The organism is Pseudomonas sp. LBUM1657, from assembly GCF_059716075.1.
Window position 1 is genome coordinate 459,242 of record NZ_CP166799.1, and the last position, 18,104, is coordinate 477,345.

Genomic DNA, 18,104 nt, shown 5'->3' on the forward strand with positions numbered 1-18,104 from the left:
GATAAGTCACTTAGTCGAGCTTGGCGGCCGGCGGCTCTTGAGGCGCTTGACCATCCGCCTTGGGCACGATGGTTTTGGTCTCCGGATCGACGGGCACCATCTTGTATTCCTGACCGTGAAGGTTCTTGAGGTAAACCTCCATCTGCCGGAACGAGATGTTGATGTGTTGCTTCTTGAACTCGCGATTGATGAAGCGGTTGACCTCGTCGAGCACCGGGTTCCGGTCACCAAGGTCGCGCACGTGCATGCGCAATTCGTGGTCGAGGGTGCTTTCGCCGAAGTTCAGGAAGTACACGTGCGGCTCAGGTTCTTTAAGTACCCGCGGGTTTTCCCGTGCGGCTTTCAACAGCAGTTCTTTCACCAGATCCAGGTCGGAGCCGTAATCGACGCCGAGCTTGAGGGTGACTCGGGTGATGGTGTCGGTCAGGGACCAGTTGATCAGTTGCCCGGTGATGAATGTTTTGTTAGGGACAATGATGTCCTTGCGGTCAAAGTCGGTGATGGTCGTGGCGCGGATACGGATCTTGCTCACCGTGCCCGACAGGTTGCCGATGGTGATGGTGTCACCGATCCGCACCGGACGTTCGAACAGGATCATGATCCCGGAGATGAAGTTGGCGAAGATCTCCTGCATCCCGAAACCGAGGCCGACCGAGAGCGCCGCCACCAGCCATTGCAACTTGTCCCAGCTCACGCCGAGCGTGGACAGGGTCGAGACGAAACCGACGCCGGCAATCACGTAGGACAGCAGCGTGGTGGTGGCGTAGGCGCTGCCCTGGGCCAGGTTCAGCTTTGACAGCACCAACACTTCCAACAGGCCGGGCAAGTTGCGCGCCAGGGCGAAGGTGATGCCGATGATGATCAGCGCCCCGAGCATGTCGCCAATGCTGATCGGCACCATGCTCATGTTGGCGCCGGTGCCGCTGGTGTATTCGTAGAGGGTGATGTTGTCCAGGTACGAGAACACCGTGATCAGGTCCGACCAGACCCAATACAGCGCCGCCATGAAACCGCCGAGCAGGGCCAGACGGATCAGTCGCAGGGACTGCTCGTTGACCTTTTCGATATCCAGGGTCGGCTCTTCGATCACTGCTTCGCCGTCGCCGGCCTCTTTCGCAGCCTGACGTTTGGCCAGGGCGCGCTGATAGGCCAGACGACGTGCCGCGACGCTGAGACCGCGTACGAAGGTGGCCTCGATCACCAGCCAGAACATCAGCAGGTAAAGGGTGTTGATCAACCGGTCGCTGAGTTTGAGCGCGGTGTAGTAGTAGCCGAAACACACCGCCACGAACAACGCGACGGGCAGAACGGTGAACATGACCCCCACAGCCTTGCGGAACAGCGAAGCGTTTTGGTGAGTCGGGCTGCTGATCAGCAGGCGGCTGAGCAGCCAGGCCATCAAGGCGTAGCAGGTCAGTACGACCGGCATGCCGAGCACGTCATCGGCCAGCGCCGCCGGTTGCAGTTCGGCGACCGCCACTACCGCAACCAAGGCCATCACCACCAACCCGAGTCGGCGGACCCAGCCCTGCAGGAATTCGACCTGGGGTTTTTCCCAGCGGAAATGCAGTTCGGCCACGCCACCCGGCGCGAGGATCCGGTAAGCGGTGTAGAACACCAGCCAGGCTTGCGCCATTTGCAGCAGCGCCGCGCCCATATTGGCGTTTTGCCCACGGGCGTCGATCTGCAGCGCCAGGCCGCACAAGGCCAGGCCCAGCGAGACCGGCATCGCCAGCAAAATGTTGATCAGAATCGCCTGAGGTGTGTGCCACTGACTGTCACGCTTGAAGTGGCCGATGTCCTGGTGAACCTTGTTCAGTCGGGCATAGAGACTCGTGCGTCGCCACAGCAGCGCGCCGATCAGCAGCGCCAGCGGCAGAAACAGCAATGGTCGCTGGGTCAGGCCGTCGGCCAGTTCGCTCAGGCTCGAGGCCCATGGCAAAGTCGTGACCTGACGTTGCAGGCGTTCCGGCACGCCGCGCATCCATTCCGGATCCAGCGGTTTGTTGCTGGGAATCCAGAACATCTGCTCATCCAGTGTCGCCCGCAGGCTTTGCGCCGTGCTGAGCAGTTGCTTCTGGTTGAGTTGCAGGGTGATGGATTCGTTGAGCACCGCGCTCAGTTCGCGATTCAGCCGCTCCAGCAGGTCGGCGCGGGTGGTGGCCAGTTCCAGCAGGCTCTTGCGCAATTGCGGGGTGACTTGCTCCGGCGGTTGAGTGGAGAGCAGGTTGTCGACGTAAATCGCCGGGTTGCTGAGCAGTTCCCGCTGCTGGCTGACTTCGAACTGATACAGGCGAATATCGGCGATCTGGTCGGCCAGGTCGCGGTCGAGCTTGAGACGCGGCAGGGCTTGCTTCTGTTTGTAGAGAATCTTGGAGAGCAGCAGGCTGCCCTTGAGCACGTTGATTTGCTCGTCCAGGGCCGAATCGCTCTGGGTCACGCTGTCCAGCTGCTGCTTGGTTTGCAGGTTCTGCTGGGTGACTTCGTTGAGGCGGTCCGTGCTTTTCAGCAAGTAGTCGGAGAGCTTCAGGTTGGCCGCGCTTTCGGTGGCCAACAGGGTACTGCCGCCGGCCTTCTGCGCTTCGATCGACTGCTGGGTCACTGTCTCTTGGGATTGTGCCAGGCGCTTCTGGTTGATCAGGGTTTGCAGCTCCTGGATTTCCTTGTCCAGGCGGTCGGTTTTTTCCGATAGCAAGTCATGCTGGCTGTTGCCAAGGTCCTGCAACTGGCTGTTACCGGCCAGCTCCTGGCGACGCAGCGGGATCAGGGCATTGAGCGCTGCGAGCTCGGCATTGAGCTGGTCACGCTGCTCGCCGCTCAAGGTCTTGCCGGCATCTTTGCCGGCCTTGAGGATGTTATTGATCTGCTGGATGCGCGTCTGGCTGGTAGAAATTTCCGCTTGGGCGCGCTCGGGACGGGTCTGGGCGGTGATGATCAGGCTGTTCGCGTCCGCGAGGGCTTTTTGCAGATCGCCTTGCAGGGTAGAGCGCTCGGTCAGCATCTGCTCCAGTTGCTGAATCGACTCTTTGGCATAGCGTTGCGCCACCGGCACCGCATTGGAGGCCTTGAGGCGGGTCAGATCGCGCTGGTTTTCGATGTTCTGCTTGGGCGCGGTGGCCAGCTGCTGCTTGAGATCAACCAGCTTCTTCTCGTAATCACGCTTGTTGTTGAGATGTGTCAGCGTGCTTTGCAGGATGCCCTGCAGGGCTTTCTGATCGGCTTCCGGCAGTTTGCGGTCGGCGATCTTGTCCAGGTTTGCCTGCACGGCTTCGCTGGTTGGCGGTTCGGCCGCTTGCAACGTACCGACGGAGAGGCTCAAGCCCAGCAGGGCCATGATGAAAAAAGTGCGCAGGGTTGACATAGAGACCGATCGAAAACGAGACGAAGTGTGGAGTTTAGAGGAAGAGTCCCGGACCCGGGCGACTTCCTTCGGGGAATCTGACGCCCACTTTGCCGATCTTGTTCCCTTCCATGACCGCGACGGTCCAGATGGTGTTGTTCCATTCCACCTGGTCACCGACCACCGGCGCGCCCCCCACTTTATGGGCAATGAAATGGGCCAGGGTCATGTCCGGATCGATGCCTTCGACTTTCAACCCGTACAGCGCAGCAACCGCGGCCAGCTGGGCGTCTCCTTCAAGTACGAAGTCGCCGAAAAAGCGCAAATCGAGGCCCCGTTGCGGTGCCTGGCTGAAGAGTTTTCCGAGGGCTGCAAGGTTGTGTTCATGGCCGATCACACAGAGTAAATCGTCGACTTCGAGCACCGTACTACCCGACGGATGGAGCAGTTGCTGGCCTCGAAACAGGGCCGCGATCCGGGTGCCTTCGGGCATTTTCAGTTCGCGAAGGGGCGAACCGATGCACCATTTCTCGGCACCGAGGCGATAAACGAACAGTTCCCACTCGCTGGTGACATGGACTTCCAGGGCGGCGCGAGAGATCGGCGCCGGTTCTGGCGGAACGGTCACCTTCAACAATTTTGCGACCCACGGCAGGCTGGTGCCTTGCACCAGCAGCGACACCAGTACGATAAAGAAGGCGAGATTGAAGTACAGCTGGGCGTTGGGCAGCCCGGCCATCAGCGGGAACACCGCCAGAATGATCGGGACCGCGCCGCGTAGCCCGACCCAGGAAATAAACACTTTCTCCCGTCCATGGAACGCCTTGAACGGCAGCAAGCCGACCACCACCGACAGCGGCCGTGCAAACAGGATCATCCACAGTGCCAGACCCAGCGCCGGCACGGCAATCGGCAGCAGGTCATGGGGCGTGACCAGCAAACCGAGCACCAGGAACATCCCGATCTGGGCCAGCCAGGCCATGCCGTCGAGCATGTGCAAAATGCCGTGGCGACTGCGCACCGGGCGGTTGCCGATCACCAGACCGCACAGGTACACCGCCAAGAAGCCGCTGCCGTGCAAGGCGTTGGTCAGGGCAAACACCAGCAGACCGCCAGCAATCACCAGAATCGGATACAGACCGGTGGCCAGATTGATGCGGTTGACCAGTTGCAACATGACCCAACCGCCGCCGAGGCCAATGACGCCGCCGATGCCGAACTCGCGCAGCAGGTGGGTCAGCAGGCTCCAGTGCAGGCCGGTCTGGCCGCTGGCGAGCATGTCGATCAGGGTCACGGTGAGAAACACCGCCATCGGGTCGTTGCTGCCGGATTCGATCTCGAGGGTCGCGGTGACCCGTTCGTTCAGGCCTTTGCCGCCCAGCAGCGAAAAAACCGCCGCGGCGTCGGTAGAGCCGACGATGGCGCCGATGAGCAGGCCCTGCATCATGTTCAGATCGAACAGCCAGGCGGCGGCCATGCCGGTCAGCCCGGTGGTGATCAGCACCCCGACCGTCGCAAGAGACAGTGCCGGCCATAACGCCACGCGGAAACTGGACACCCGAGTGCGCAAGCCGCCATCGAGCAGGATGACCGCCAGTGCGAGGTTGCCGACCAGGTAAGCCGTCGGGTAGTTATCGAAAATAATGCCGCCGCCGTCGACGCCGGCCGCCATGCCCACGGCCAGGATGATCACCAGAATCGGAATGCCGAGGCGGGACGAAAGTGAGCTCACTAGAATGCTTGCACCTACCAGCAACGCGCCGATCAAGAACAGGCTGTTGATGGTCGTCGCATTCAAAGGCAATACTCCAGAAAGCTGAAAGGCGGGCACAAACTGACCATGCAGTCTGCGTGCCAGCGATTCTAACCTGTTGAAATGTGATGCTGTCAAAAAGGTTTTGGTCCTTCGGACCTTCGCGAGCAAGCCCGCTCCCACATTAGATCTGTGATGTACATAAACAACACGGTCAACTGTGGGAGTGGGCTTGCTCGCGAAGGCGTCAGGCCCTGCGGGTGCTGCTCGTGCCGCTACAGGCTAAACCGCCCAACCATATTGTTCAGGTCCAGCGCCAACCGCGACAGCTCATTGCTGGCTGCACTCGTCTGATTGGCCCCGGTCGCCGATTGCACCGACAAATCACGAATGTTCACCAGGTTGCGGTCCACTTCCCGGGCCACTTGCGCTTGTTCTTCGGCGGCGCTGGCGATCACCAGGTTGCGTTCGTTGATTTCGACGATGGCGCTATTGATGGTGTCCAGCGACATGCCGGCACCGCGGGCAATGTTCAGGGTCGACTCGGCGCGTTCGGTGCTGTTGCGCATCGAATCCACGGCGTGTTCGGTGCCGGTCTGAATACTGCCAATCATGCGTTCGATTTCGCTGGTCGACTGTTGTGTACGATGAGCCAGGGCACGAACCTCATCCGCCACCACCGCAAAACCGCGACCGGCTTCACCGGCACGGGCGGCTTCGATGGCGGCGTTCAGGGCCAGCAAGTTGGTCTGGTCGGCGAGGCCGCGAATCACGTCCAGTACTTTGCCGATGTCGCGGGATTCGTTGGCTAGGTCGCCGATCAGGGTGGCGGTGCTCTGCACATCGGCGCTCATGCGTTCGATGGCGCTGACCGTTTCCTGGACTAGATCACGGCCATCGCCAGCGGAGGTGGTCGCGTTCTTCGAGGCTTCGGACGTGCTCACGGCGTTACGCGCGACTTCTTCCACAGCGCTGGTCATCTCGTTAACAGCGGTGGCGGCCTGTTCGATTTCGTTGTTCTGCTGGGTCAGGCCCCGGGCGCTTTCGTCGGTGACGCTGTTGAGTTCTTCAGCGGCGGACGCCAATTGAGTGGCCGAGCCGGAAATCCGTTGCAGGGTGTCGCGCAGTTTGTCCTGCATCTTGGACATCGCCAGCAGCAAGCGACCCGCTTCGTCCTCACCGTCGACCGTGATCGGGCGAGTCAGGTTGCCTTCGGCAATTTCTTCGGCAGCACTGAGTGCTTTGGCGATCGGTTTGGTGATGCTGTTGGTCAGCAGCCAGGCAAACAGCAGCGTCAGGCCGCCGGCAATGACCAGCAAGGTGATCACCAGGTTGAAGGACGACGAATACTGATCGCTGGCGCCTTTAGTAGTTTCGTCGATTTGCTGAGTGTTGATCTCAAGCAGCTTCGCCAGGGCCGTGTTCACCGCCTCGGAGTTTGCCAGCAAATCGGTATTGAGCATTTGGCGCAGTTCATCGACCTGATTGTTGCGCGACAGGGTTTTCATCCGGTCTTCAAGTTGACGGTACTGAGCCAGCAACTGCACGTATTGATCGTAGGCAGCACGTTCCTGCGGGCCATCGATCAGCGGTTCATACACTTTTTGAGCGTTGCGGATCTGCTGGTTGCGCAGGTCGAACAAGTCCATGGTTTTCTGTTGAACGTCGGGTTCGCGGTTGACCAGCAACCGATAAGACAGCACCCGCAGGCGCAGGGTCAGCTGAGTGAATTCGTCGAGGCTTTTGATGCTCGGTACGCTCAGGGAGGCGATGTCTTCACCGGCGCTGCGAATCTTGCTCATCTGATTCAAGGCAAACACCCCCAAAACCAGCATCAGGCCGCCAATCAGGGCGAATCCGAGGAACGCCCGTGGTGCGATATTCATATTTCGAAGGGACATGGTGTTTACCGAAAAGAGGCACCGTGCGGCGCTGAGACTGACGTATGAGTGACTTATCGGTCATCCGACTAAAGTCTTGAGTCCCTGCGCGTTTTTGTCGCACAAGGGCCCCGGCGACGAAGTGCAGGAACCAGATCCGCCAATCGCAGTCTTTAAAACTCGCGAGGAAGGTCGCCCGCCAGCAAAATCAAGGCCTTGCGCCCGAATAACCCTGGCATCCGTGGTGACTTTTCTTTATCGTACGCGCCCTTTGAAAATGCCTGGAAAATCAAAATGTTGGAAGCATCCCTAAGCCAATTGGAACAACTGGTCAGCGACCTGGTGCAACAGAACCAGACCCTGCTCGGTACCAACCAAGCCCTGAGCGCAGAACTGGCCCAGGTCAAGGATGAAAACGAAAGCCTGCAGTTGAGCCTGATGGAACAGGAAGAGAAGCAAGGCGCCACCGCCGCACGCATCCAGGCCCTGGTTGAGCGTGTCAACGCCGGCCCGGTCAACGCATGAGTTACGGCGCCGCAGGGGTAAAAGTCGTCTCGATCCTGGGGGAGGACTATTCGATCAAGGCGCCGGCCGGGGAAGAGCAGACCCTGCTGGACGCCGCGTTAATGTTGAAGGCCGCGCTGGCCGAGACCAAAAGGAAATACCCGACGCTGATCGGTGACCGCTTGCTGGTGCTGGCGGCCATGAATCTGTGCTCCCAGCAGATCGAAATGCAAAAGCAGCACAAGCAGGAACTCGACCGTTTCCAAGAGCAAGTCAGCGCCACGGTTGAAGTGATCTCCAAGACGATCAATCAGGCCTGATCGGCTTTGCGCACAACCAAAGAATAAATTGTCGATTGAGTTGTATACAATCGGCACGGCTGTTGCAGTGTTTCAGCCTCTTATTCTTTGGGGGTGCTCCATGCAGTTCTGGCGACGCAGTATTCAATGGCAGTTGATCCTCAGTATGGGCACCGCCCTGCTGGTCAGCATCCTGATCGTGGTTGGCATTTATACCCTCGTGGTCAACCGTCTCGCCCAGAGCTATCTGGTCGAACAAGCGCTGCCGTCGAGCATCGAAGCGATGCGCAACGACATTGAGCGAATCCTCGTTCAACCCCTCACCGCCGCCAAGGACATCGCCAGCAACAGCATGGTGCGTGATTGGCTGGCCGGAGGCGAAGACAGTGCCCAGACCAACACTTTCGTGACGTACCTGGAAGGCATCCGTGCCGAGCACAAGGCCTTTACCGCGCTGATTGTCGGTACAGCTTCCAACCACTACTACACGGAAAAAGGGCTGGACCGGACACTCAGCCGTGCTAACCCGAAAGACGCCTGGTTCTACTCGTTTCTCGACAGCGACCAGCCGCGCACGCTCAATATCGACAATGACACCGCGACCGGAGAATTGGCGCTGTTCATCGACCTCAAGGTCGAACGGGGCGGCAAAGTCGTGGGTGTCGCCGGGCTTGGCTTGAGCATGAAAGAGCTGTCGGAGCTGATCCACAATTTCAACTTCGGTGAGCGTGGCAAAGTCTATCTCGTGCGTTCCGACGGATTGATCCAGGTACACCCCGAGGCGCAATTCAGCGGCAAACGCACCTTGACCGAGCAGATCGGCGAGCCGGCGGCGCAAGCGGTCATGGCTCAGCTCTCTACCTCCAAAGCGTCTGCCACCAACAGTGGTTTTGTGCGTGATGGCGAAGATTATCTGGCGTTGGGCCTGCCACTGCGGGATTTGGGCTGGACATTGGTGGCCGAAGTGCCGCAGTCGCAGATCTACGCCGAAGCCCGTCGCGCCATGTGGGTCAGCAGCGGCATCGGCCTGGCGGTGGCGCTGGTGAGCCTGTTATTGGTGGTGTTGCTGGCCCGTGGATTGGTGCGGCCGATTCGTCAGGTAACAGCGGCATTGGTAGCCATCGGTAGCGGTGGTGGAGATTTGACCCACAGGTTAGATTCCAGCCGCGCCGATGAATTGGGTGACCTGGCGCGCGGTTTCAATCGGTTTCTAGACAGTCAGCGCGACATGATCGGTGAAGTACTGACCACCAGCGAGCGTTTGCGCACGGCCGTTGGCCAGGTGGCACGGGTGGTAGACAACACCGCCGAGCGCTCGGGCCGGCAGCAGGAAATGACCGACATGGTCGCCACCGCCGTCCATGAAATGGGCCTGACCGTGCAGGAAATCGCCCAGAACGCCGGCAACGCCGCCGTCGCTTCGCAAAACGCCCGGGATGAGGCAATGCAGGCGCGGGAAGTGGTGGGTGGGTCGATCCGACATATTGAAAGCATGTCTGATGAAATTGGCCTCGCTGCCAGTGCGGTGGGCGAGTTGGCCAATCAGGTCGCGTCCATCGATCAGGTCCTGGCAGTGATTCGCGGGATTTCCGAGCAGACCAACTTGCTGGCCCTCAATGCGGCCATCGAAGCGGCGCGGGCCGGGGACATGGGGCGTGGCTTTGCGGTGGTTGCCGATGAGGTGCGCACTTTAGCTAGACGTACGCAATCTTCCACCGACGAGATTCAGCAGATGATCGGCAGCCTCAAGCAGGGCGCGGAGAACGCGGTGTCGTCGATGCACACCGGGCAAGCGGCGACGGGCACAGGCGTCGAATCGAGCCAGCGCACCGGCGCGTCGTTGACGGCGATTACCGGGCAGGTCGAACGCATCAGCGACATGAATCATCAGGTAGCGACCGCGACGGAAGAGCAGTCGGCGGTGACCGAAGAAATTAACCGAAATGTGCAGGGGATTTCTGATCTGGCCCGGGCAACTGCCGGTGAAGTCAGAGCGTGCCGTGAAGACTGTCAGACGTTGCAGCGCTTGGCGGATGATTTGGCGCGGCAGATGGGTGGGTTCAGATTGAGCTGATTTGTTGTTAATACGGACGCCTTCGCGAGCAAGCCCGCTCCCACAGTGGTACGCGTGTCACCAGACAACGCGATCAAAATGTGGGAGCGGGCTTGCTCGCGAATGGATTTCAGCCTCACTACAGGATTTGAATCAGAACCACTCATCCTGCATCGTCAGACACACATCATCCCGCGCCTCAAGAATCGCCAGTTCATGGTGGCAACCCGGCACTTCCCACGTCAGGAAATACCGCGCCGCTTGCAACTTGCCTTTATAGAAGCTCACATCCGCCGCGTTCCCTTTGGCCAACCCTTCCTCGGCACGAATCGCCTGTTCCAGCCAGCGCCAGCCAATCACCGTATGCCCGAACACTTTCAGGTACAGCGCCGAGTTCGCCAGGCTGCTGTTGACCTTGCCTTGCCCCAGATCGGTCAGCAGGCCAATGGTCACGCTTTGCAGGCGCGCCACCAGTTTTTCCAGTGGCTCACGCAGCGCGGTCAGCGATTCATAGGCCTGCGCCCGCTCGGCGGTATTGGCGATCAGGCGGATCAGTTGCTTGAGCCCGGCACCACCGTTCTGCGCCAGTTTTCGGCCCAGCAAGTCCAGGGACTGAATGCCGTGGGTGCCTTCATGGATCGGGTTCAGACGGTTGTCGCGGTAATACTGCTCCACCGGGTATTCGCGGGTGTAACCGTGGCCGCCAAGAATCTGGATCGCCAGTTCGTTGGCCTTCAGGCAGAACTCCGAAGGCCAGGATTTGACGATCGGCGTCAGCAAATCCAGTAACTCATGGGCCTGCTTGCGCTCGGTTTCAGTCTCAAGCGTGGTGGTGTCATCGAACAGCCGCGCCGCGTACAAACCGAGATCGAACGAACCTTCGACGTACGCTTTCTGGGTCAACAGCATGCGTTTGACGTCTGCGTGCTGAATGATCGCCACCGGCGCGGTGTTCGGGTCCTTGCTGTCCGGCACGCGACCCTGCGGACGTTCGCGTGCGTACTCCAGTGAGTACAGATACCCGGCGTAACCGAGCATCACCGCGCCCATGCCGACGCCGATCCGCGCCTCGTTCATCATCTGGAACATGTAGCTCAAACCATGGTGCGGCTTGCCCACCAGATAGCCCACGCACTCACCATTGTCGCCAAAGTTCAGCGCAGTGGACGTGGTGCCGCGCCAGCCCATCTTGTGAAATAACCCGGCCAGCAGCACGTCGTTGCGTTTGCCGAGGCTGCCGTCATCGTTAACCAAAAACTTGGGCACAATAAACAACGAAATGCCTTTAACACCGGCAGGAGCATCCGGCAGCTTGGCCAGCACCATGTGCACGATGTTTTCCGACAGCGGGTGATCGCCACCGGAGATGAAGATCTTGTTGCCCTTGAGTCGATAGGTGCCGTCAGACGCAGGCTCGGCGCGGGTACGAATATCCGACAACGACGAACCGGCGTGCGGTTCGGTCAGCGCCATGGTGCCGAAGAAGCGGCCGTCGATCATTGGTTGCAGGAAGCGTTGCTTCTGCTCATCGGTGCCAAAGCTTTCGATCAGATTGGCCGCGCCCATGGTCAGGAACGGGTAGGAAGTCGACGCCGCGTTCGCCGACTGGAAATGCGCAAAGCAAGCCTGGGATAACAGCGTAGGAAGCTGCATGCCGCCCGCGTCGAAACTGCGCGCTGCGTTGAGGAAACCGGCTTCGAGGAATGCATCCACCGCCGGTTTCACTTCCGGAATCAGAATTGCCTGACCGTCTTCGTAGCGCGGCTCGTTCTCGTCGCCCTTGCGGTTATGCGGGGCGAAGAACTTTTCGGCAATGCTGCGGGCGGTACCGATGGCGGCATCGAAAGTCTCGCGATTGTGTTCGGCGAAACGCTCACGCTGGGTCAGGCCCTCGGCATCAAGGACTTCATACAGCTCGAAAGCCAGATTGCGGGAACTGAGCAACGTCTCGGACATGTCGGTCTACCTTTTTTTGGAATGGACCGAGTCTAGGCGTGGGGAGGGCAGGGTGAACAGGATGATTGATGAGCGTGATGGTGTGTTGCGGGCACCGCTAATCAAATGTGGGAGCGGCGGTGCTCGCGAAGAGGCCGGCACATTCAACATCTATGTTGAATGACACACCGCTTTCGCGAGCAAGCCCGCTCTCACAAGGGATTTTGCATACCGGGCAGCCATTGCGGTTGCCCGGTCTTGTTGCTGTTTAGCCGATAGTCATCAGGCTGGCGTTACCACCCGCCGCGGCGGTGTTAACGCTCAACGCCCGCTCGATCACCAGGCGCTCCAACGCAATGTTGGTTTCGCCTTGCGACAAGCCATGAACCCCGACAATCGCGCCAGCACGCTTGGCCACTTGCTGGCAAACCGCACGCAGCTGATCGGAATGGCCATGATGCAGAACCGCATCAATCACCACTTCGTCCTTGCTCCAGTCGGAAACCAGCTTGATCCGCGCCTGAATATCCTTCGGCAGACGTGCGAACAAGGCCTTGGTCAATTCAGCTTCCGGCCATACCGCCGAGCCGCCCACCGCCAATACCGCCGCCAGTTGAGTCAGCAAATCGCCTTCGACTTCCGCCAGGCACAACACGTGTTCGCGCGGCAGGATCGCGTAGCTGTTACGTTCGCCGGTCGGGCCAGCCAGTACGCGGGTGATCCCGCTTTGCGATTGCGCTGCGAACTGCACGCACAGGGCGCTCAGGTCGGCAAACTTGTTGCTGTCAGCCCAGGCTTTCAGAGCGGTCAGCGGTTTGCTCATTGCATCGCGCAGACGAACGTCCGGAGCAACGATGGCGTCACCACGAGCGAAGGATTGTTCGATCGCATCGGTAGGGCGAGTCGACAACAGACGGTACAGGTACAACGGACCACCGGCTTTCGGGCCAGTCCCCGACAAACCTTCACCACCGAACGGCTGCACGCCCACCACAGCACCCACGATGTTGCGGTTCACGTAGACGTTACCGGCGTTGACGTTGTCGATCACCTTGGCGATGGTCTCGTCGATCCGAGTGTGCACGCCCAACGTCAGGCCGTAGCCGGAAGCGTTGATCTGGCCGATCAGTTGATCGATGTCTTTGCGCTTGTAGCGAACCACGTGCAGCACCGGGCCGAAGATCTCCCGTTGCAGCTCGTCAAAGCTTTCCAGTTCGATCAGCGTCGGCATCACGAAGGTGCCGCGTTTGACTTCTTCGGTGTTGGCGATTGCCACCTGGTACACGCTACGACCTTTGTCGCGCATGGCCTGGATGTGCTTCTCGATGCCCGCCTTGGCTTCGGCGTCGATCACCGGGCCGATGTCCACGGACAGGCGTTCCGGGTTGCCGAGACGGCATTCAGCCATGGCGCCTTTGAGCATTTCGATGACACGGTCAGCGGAATCTTCCTGCAAGCACAGCACGCGCAGTGCCGAGCAACGTTGACCGGCGCTGTCGAAGGCCGAGGACACCACGTCGATGACCACTTGTTCGGTCAGTGCTGATGAATCGACGATCATCGCGTTCTGACCACCGGTTTCGGCGATCAGCGGAATCGGGCGACCTTGGGCATCCAAACGACCGGCGACGTTGCGTTGCAGCAGACGAGCGACTTCGGTGGAACCGGTAAACATCACGCCTTTGACCCGATCGTCACCGACCAGACGGGCGCCGACGGTTTCGCCACGACCCGGCAGCAATTGCAATACGCCTTCCGGAATCCCGGCTTCGAGTAGCAGACGTACAGCCTGAGCAGCCACCAGCGGCGTTTGTTCCGCAGGCTTGGCCAGTACCGGGTTGCCGGCGGCCAATGCAGCGGCGACTTGACCACTGAAAATTGCCAGCGGGAAGTTCCACGGGCTGATGCAAACCACCGGACCCAGTGGGCGGTGGGCGTCATTGGTGAAATCGTTGCGCGCCTGCACTGCGTAATAACGCAGGAAGTCCACGGCTTCACGCACTTCGGCGATGGCGTTGGCGAAGGTCTTGCCTGCTTCGCGAGCCAGCAGGCCCATCAGCGGTTGGATCTCGCCTTCCATCAAATCGGCGGCACGTTCCAGAATCGCGGCACGTTCGGCGGGCGGGGTGGCCTGCCAGATCGGCGCAGCATTCAAGGCGCACTGGATCGCGTTGTCGACGTCTTCGACGGTCGCTTCCTGCACGTGGCCGACCACGTCACGCAAATCGGACGGGTTGAGAACCGGCGCAGGGGTTTCGGTGCTGGAGGCGCAACCGAGCATCGGCGCGGCTTTCCAGTGGTTGTGAGCAGTGGCCAGCAAGGCGCAGGACAGGGAAGCCAGACGATGTTCGTTGGCCATGTCGATGCCGCTGGAGTTGGCGCGCTCGGCACCATAAAGATCACGCGGCAGCGGGATACGCGGGTGTGGCAGGCCGAAGCCTCCTTCCAGCGTAGCCATCTGCTCGATGCTGGCCACTGGATCGGCCACCAGCTCCTGGATCGAAATAGATTGGTCGGCGATGCGGTTGACGAACGAGGTGTTCGCACCGTTTTCCAGCAGTCGACGTACCAGGTACGCCAACAGTGTTTCGTGAGTACCGACCGGTGCGTACACGCGGCACGGACGGTTCAGCTTGCCTTCGGAAACTTTGCCTACAACCTGTTCGTACAGCGGTTCGCCCATGCCGTGCAGGCACTGGAACTCGTACTGACCCGGGTAATAGTTCTGACCGGCGATGTGATAAATGGCCGACAGGGTGTGGGCGTTGTGGGTAGCGAACTGCGGATAGATGACTTCCGGTACCGACAACAGTTTGCGTGCGCAAGCGATGTAGGAAACGTCGGTGTACACCTTGCGGGTGTAGACCGGATAGCCTTCCAGGCCTTCGACCTGGGCGCGCTTGATTTCGCTGTCCCAGTACGCGCCTTTCACCAGGCGGATCATCAGACGATGACGGCTGCGGCGAGCCAGGTCGATCACGTAGTCGATCACGTACGGGCAACGTTTCTGATAAGCCTGGATCACGAAACCGATGCCGTTCCAGCCGGTCAGTTGCGGCTCGAAGCACAGGCGCTCCAGCAGATCCAGCGACAGCTCGAGGCGGTCGGCTTCTTCGGCATCGATGTTCAAGCCGATGTCGTATTGCTTGGCCAGCAGGGTCAGCGACAGCAGGCGCGGGTACAGCTCGTCCATCACGCGCTCGTACTGCGCACGGCTGTAACGCGGGTGCAGGGCCGACAGCTTGATGGAAATGCCTGGGCCTTCATAAATCCCACGACCGTGGGACGCTTTGCCGATCGAGTGAATGGCTTGTTCGTACGAGGCCAGGTACTTCTGGGCGTCGTGCTCGGTGAGTGCGGCTTCACCCAGCATGTCGTAGGAATAGCGGAAGCCTTTGGCTTCGAATTTGCTGGCGTTGGCCAGGGCTTCGGCGATGGTTTCGCCGGTGACGAACTGCTCGCCCATCAGGCGCATGGCCATGTCGACGCCCTTGCGGATCATCGGCTCGCCGCTCTTGCCGATGATGCGGCTCAGGGACGATGTCAGGCCGGCTTCGTTATGGGTGGCGACCAGTTTGCCGGTCAGCAGCAAGCCCCACGTGGCGGCGTTGACGAACAGCGACGGGCTGTTGCCCAGGTGCGGATGCCAGTTACCGGTGCTGATCTTGTCGCGGATCAGAGCATCGCGGGTGCCTTTGTCCGGGATACGCAGCAGCGCTTCGGCCAGGCACATCAGCGCCACGCCTTCTTGGGACGACAGGGAAAACTCCTGCAACAAGCCCTGAACAATCCCGGCACGGCCGCCGGCGCTCTTCTGATTGCGCAGTTTCTCGGCAATCGAGGCGGCGAGCTTGTTGGTGGCTTCGGCCATGGCGATCGGCAGGCGAGCCTGTTCGATCAGCATCGGCACTACTTCGGGTTCCGGGCGACGGTAAGCCGAGGTGATCGACGCGCGCAGTACCGATTGCGGCAAAATGCTTTCAGCGAATTCGAGGAAGCACTGGTGTGCATGATCGGTGTGGACTTCGCCGGCGTCGTCAGCATCTTTGCTGATCAAACCGTTCAGCTCGGTCAGGGTTGCACCACCCTCGAGTTTTTCCAGGTAATTGAAAATTGCCTGCTTGATCAGCCAGTGCGGTGTGCGATCAATCGAGGTCGCGGCGGCCTTGAGGCGCTCGCGGGTCGGGTCATCAAGTTTGACCCCAAGGGTGGTGGTAGCCATATTTTTATCCTCATGTTTGCCACGACCGCGTGGCATCAGCTGGCCGCAAGATTAGCTGTGCCTTCATCGAGGTGCAACCGGGTGCAACCCTTTTTTTGTCGGAATAATAAGCAGCTCGTCAGTAAATAAATTCCGGCACGATCGTACCGCGCCTGCTTGGTGCTTTTGCTTCTAGAAAACCGGCCTGACTGCTCTAAAAAGGAGCAAAAACTGGTGCTTTTCCGATAAATCCGACTAGGTGCAACTTATTCACGAGAAACTGGTTGCACCTTATTTGCTTTGTTGAATAGCATTCGCGCCCAAGGTGCAACCGGTCAAAAAAGGTCGGTGCCTCGGCTGATGGCTTTCCTGGGGAAACATCAGTCTAAATGCGCGGGATTTCGAATCGTCTGTCAAACATGTCGTTTGCGCGCGGTTCACCAGCCGCCGCTACATAAAAACAAAGCCAGGGCGTCACATAATGAGCGTAAGCAATCCAACCCTGATCACTTTCGTGATCTACATCGCAGCAATGGTGCTGATCGGCTTCATGGCCTATCGCTCCACCAACAACCTTTCTGACTACATTCTGGGCGGTCGTAGCCTGGGTAGCGTCGTGACGGCACTTTCTGCCGGTGCTTCCGACATGAGCGGCTGGTTGCTGATGGGCCTGCCGGGCGCAATCTACATGTCCGGTCTCTCTGAAAGCTGGATCGCCATCGGCCTGATCGTCGGTGCTTACCTGAACTGGCTGTTCGTCGCCGGCCGTCTGCGCGTGCAGACCGAGCACAACGGCGATGCGCTGACCCTGCCGGACTACTTCTCCAGCCGTTTCGAAGACAAAAGCGGCCTATTGCGGATCATCTCCGCGGTCGTAATTCTGGTGTTCTTCACCATTTACTGCGCTTCCGGCATCGTGGCGGGCGCCCGTCTGTTTGAAAGCACCTTCGGCATGTCCTACGAGACGGCGCTGTGGGCCGGTGCTGCGGCGACGATTGCCTACACCTTCGTCGGTGGTTTCCTGGCCGTGAGCTGGACTGACACCGTACAAGCCACGCTGATGATCTTCGCCCTGTTGCTGACGCCGATCATCGTGCTGCTGGCCACCGGCGGCGTCGACACCACGTTCCTGGCCATCGAAGCGCAAGATGCAAGCAACTTCGACATGCTGAAAAACACCACCTTCATCGGCATCATCTCGCTGATGGGCTGGGGCCTGGGCTACTTCGGCCAGCCGCACATTCTGGCGCGTTTCATGGCCGCGGATTCGGTCAAGTCGATTGCTAACGCTCGCCGTATCTCCATGACCTGGATGATCTTGTGCCTGGGCGGCACCGTGGCTGTAGGCTTCTTCGGTATCGCGTACTTTTCCGCGCACCCTGACCTGGCCGGTCCTGTGACCGAAAACCCAGAGCGCGTGTTCATCGAACTGGCCAAAATCCTGTTCAACCCTTGGGTTGCCGGTGTACTGCTGTCGGCCATTCTGGCGGCGGTAATGAGTACCCTGAGCTGCCAGCTGCTGGTGTGCTCAAGCGCCCTGACCGAAGACTTCTACAAAACCTTCCTGCGTAAAACCGCTTCCCAGGTTGAGCTGGTTTGGGTCGGTCGCGCCATGGTGTTGCTGGTTGCCCTGATCGCCATCGCGATGGCCGCTAACCCGGAAAACCGCGTACTGGGTCTGGTCAGCTATGCCTGGGCTGGTTTCGGTGCCGCGTTCGGTCCCGTCGTCCTGATCTCAGTGATCTGGAAAGACATGACTCGCAACGGCGCACTGGCCGGCATCCTGGTCGGCGCGATCACCGTGATCGTTTGGAAGCACTTCGAGCTGCTGGGTCTGTACGAAATTATCCCGGGCTTCATCTTCGCCAGCCTGGCCATCTACATCGTCAGCAAACTGGGCGCGCCGAGCACCGGCATGCTTCAGCGTTTCGCCGCTGCCGAAGCAGATTTCCGCCTGAACAAGTGATCGGGATGAGCTGAGGCTCTGAACGTTCGCCGAACATGAAAACGGCCCGCTTCCTTTGGAGGCGGGCCGTTTTTTTTGTATTTTTTTCTATTGCCGCAGGGCTCGAAGTATCGACGCTCCCACATTTGTTTGGTGCTTCTGAAGGGAATGTCTGTAGCCAAACATCCTGTTTT

9 protein-coding genes and 2 pseudogenes are annotated in these 18,104 nt (G+C 59.7%); 5 read left to right on the forward strand and 6 right to left on the reverse strand.

Annotation, left to right across the window (positions count from 1 at the left end; all coding sequences use genetic code 11):
• Positions 1-10: 10 nt before the first annotated feature.
• The 4 genes and pseudogenes from mscK to ACA055_RS02180 all read right to left on the reverse strand — a co-directional run.
• A complete protein-coding gene (gene mscK / locus ACA055_RS02165; protein WP_497682159.1) occupies positions 11-3,361 on the reverse strand; it encodes a mechanosensitive channel MscK in 3,351 nt (1,116 codons plus the stop codon).
• A gap of 34 nt (positions 3,362-3,395) precedes the next feature.
• A complete protein-coding gene (locus ACA055_RS02170; protein WP_497682160.1) occupies positions 3,396-5,138 on the reverse strand; it encodes a potassium/proton antiporter in 1,743 nt (580 codons plus the stop codon).
• 230 nt (positions 5,139-5,368) lie between these two features.
• On the reverse strand, positions 5,369-6,241 hold the full coding sequence (locus tag ACA055_RS02175; RefSeq protein WP_497684346.1) for a methyl-accepting chemotaxis protein: 873 nt from the start codon (positions 6,239-6,241) through the stop codon (positions 5,369-5,371).
• Positions 6,242-6,271: 30 nt separating this feature from the next.
• Positions 6,272-6,994, reverse strand: a pseudogene (locus ACA055_RS02180) (MCP four helix bundle domain-containing protein); the annotation flags it as partial.
• A gap of 273 nt (positions 6,995-7,267) precedes the next feature.
• On the opposite strand from ACA055_RS02180, the gene ACA055_RS02185 reads away from it, so the two are divergent.
• From ACA055_RS02185 to ACA055_RS02200, 4 genes and pseudogenes are all read left to right on the forward strand, one after another.
• The gene (locus ACA055_RS02185) at positions 7,268-7,498 is read left to right on the forward strand and encodes a hypothetical protein (protein ID WP_497682161.1); all 231 of its coding nucleotides are present in this window, start codon (positions 7,268-7,270) and stop codon (positions 7,496-7,498) included.
• Positions 7,495-7,797: a cell division protein ZapA gene (locus ACA055_RS02190; protein ID WP_497682162.1), complete on the forward strand. Its 303-nt coding sequence runs from the start codon at positions 7,495-7,497 to the stop codon at positions 7,795-7,797. Before ACA055_RS02185 ends, ACA055_RS02190 begins: the two co-directional genes overlap by 4 nt.
• Positions 7,798-7,942: 145 nt before the next feature.
• Positions 7,943-8,986: pseudogene (locus ACA055_RS02195) on the forward strand (HAMP domain-containing protein); the annotation flags it as partial.
• Between the two features lie 132 nt (positions 8,987-9,118).
• Positions 9,119-9,850 (forward strand): methyl-accepting chemotaxis protein, encoded by a 732-nt coding sequence (locus ACA055_RS02200; RefSeq protein WP_497684347.1) that lies wholly within the window; start codon positions 9,119-9,121, stop codon positions 9,848-9,850.
• A gap of 132 nt (positions 9,851-9,982) precedes the next feature.
• Here ACA055_RS02200 and ACA055_RS02205 read toward each other — a convergent pair whose 3' ends face one another.
• Together ACA055_RS02205 and putA are read right to left on the reverse strand one after the other, a co-directional pair.
• Positions 9,983-11,785 (reverse strand): acyl-CoA dehydrogenase, encoded by a 1,803-nt coding sequence (locus ACA055_RS02205; RefSeq protein ID WP_497682163.1) that lies wholly within the window; start codon positions 11,783-11,785, stop codon positions 9,983-9,985.
• A gap of 247 nt (positions 11,786-12,032) precedes the next feature.
• Positions 12,033-15,986 carry a trifunctional transcriptional regulator/proline dehydrogenase/L-glutamate gamma-semialdehyde dehydrogenase gene (gene putA, locus ACA055_RS02210; RefSeq protein WP_497682164.1) on the reverse strand — a complete coding sequence of 1,318 codons (3,954 nt, stop codon included), beginning with the start codon at positions 15,984-15,986 and terminating at the stop codon, positions 12,033-12,035.
• Positions 15,987-16,446: 460 nt separating this feature from the next.
• On the opposite strand from putA, the gene putP reads away from it, so the two are divergent.
• Complete coding sequence (putP, locus tag ACA055_RS02215; RefSeq protein ID WP_497682165.1) at positions 16,447-17,931, forward strand: sodium/proline symporter PutP; 1,485 nt, start codon at positions 16,447-16,449, stop codon at positions 17,929-17,931.
• Positions 17,932-18,104: the final 173 nt, after the last annotated feature.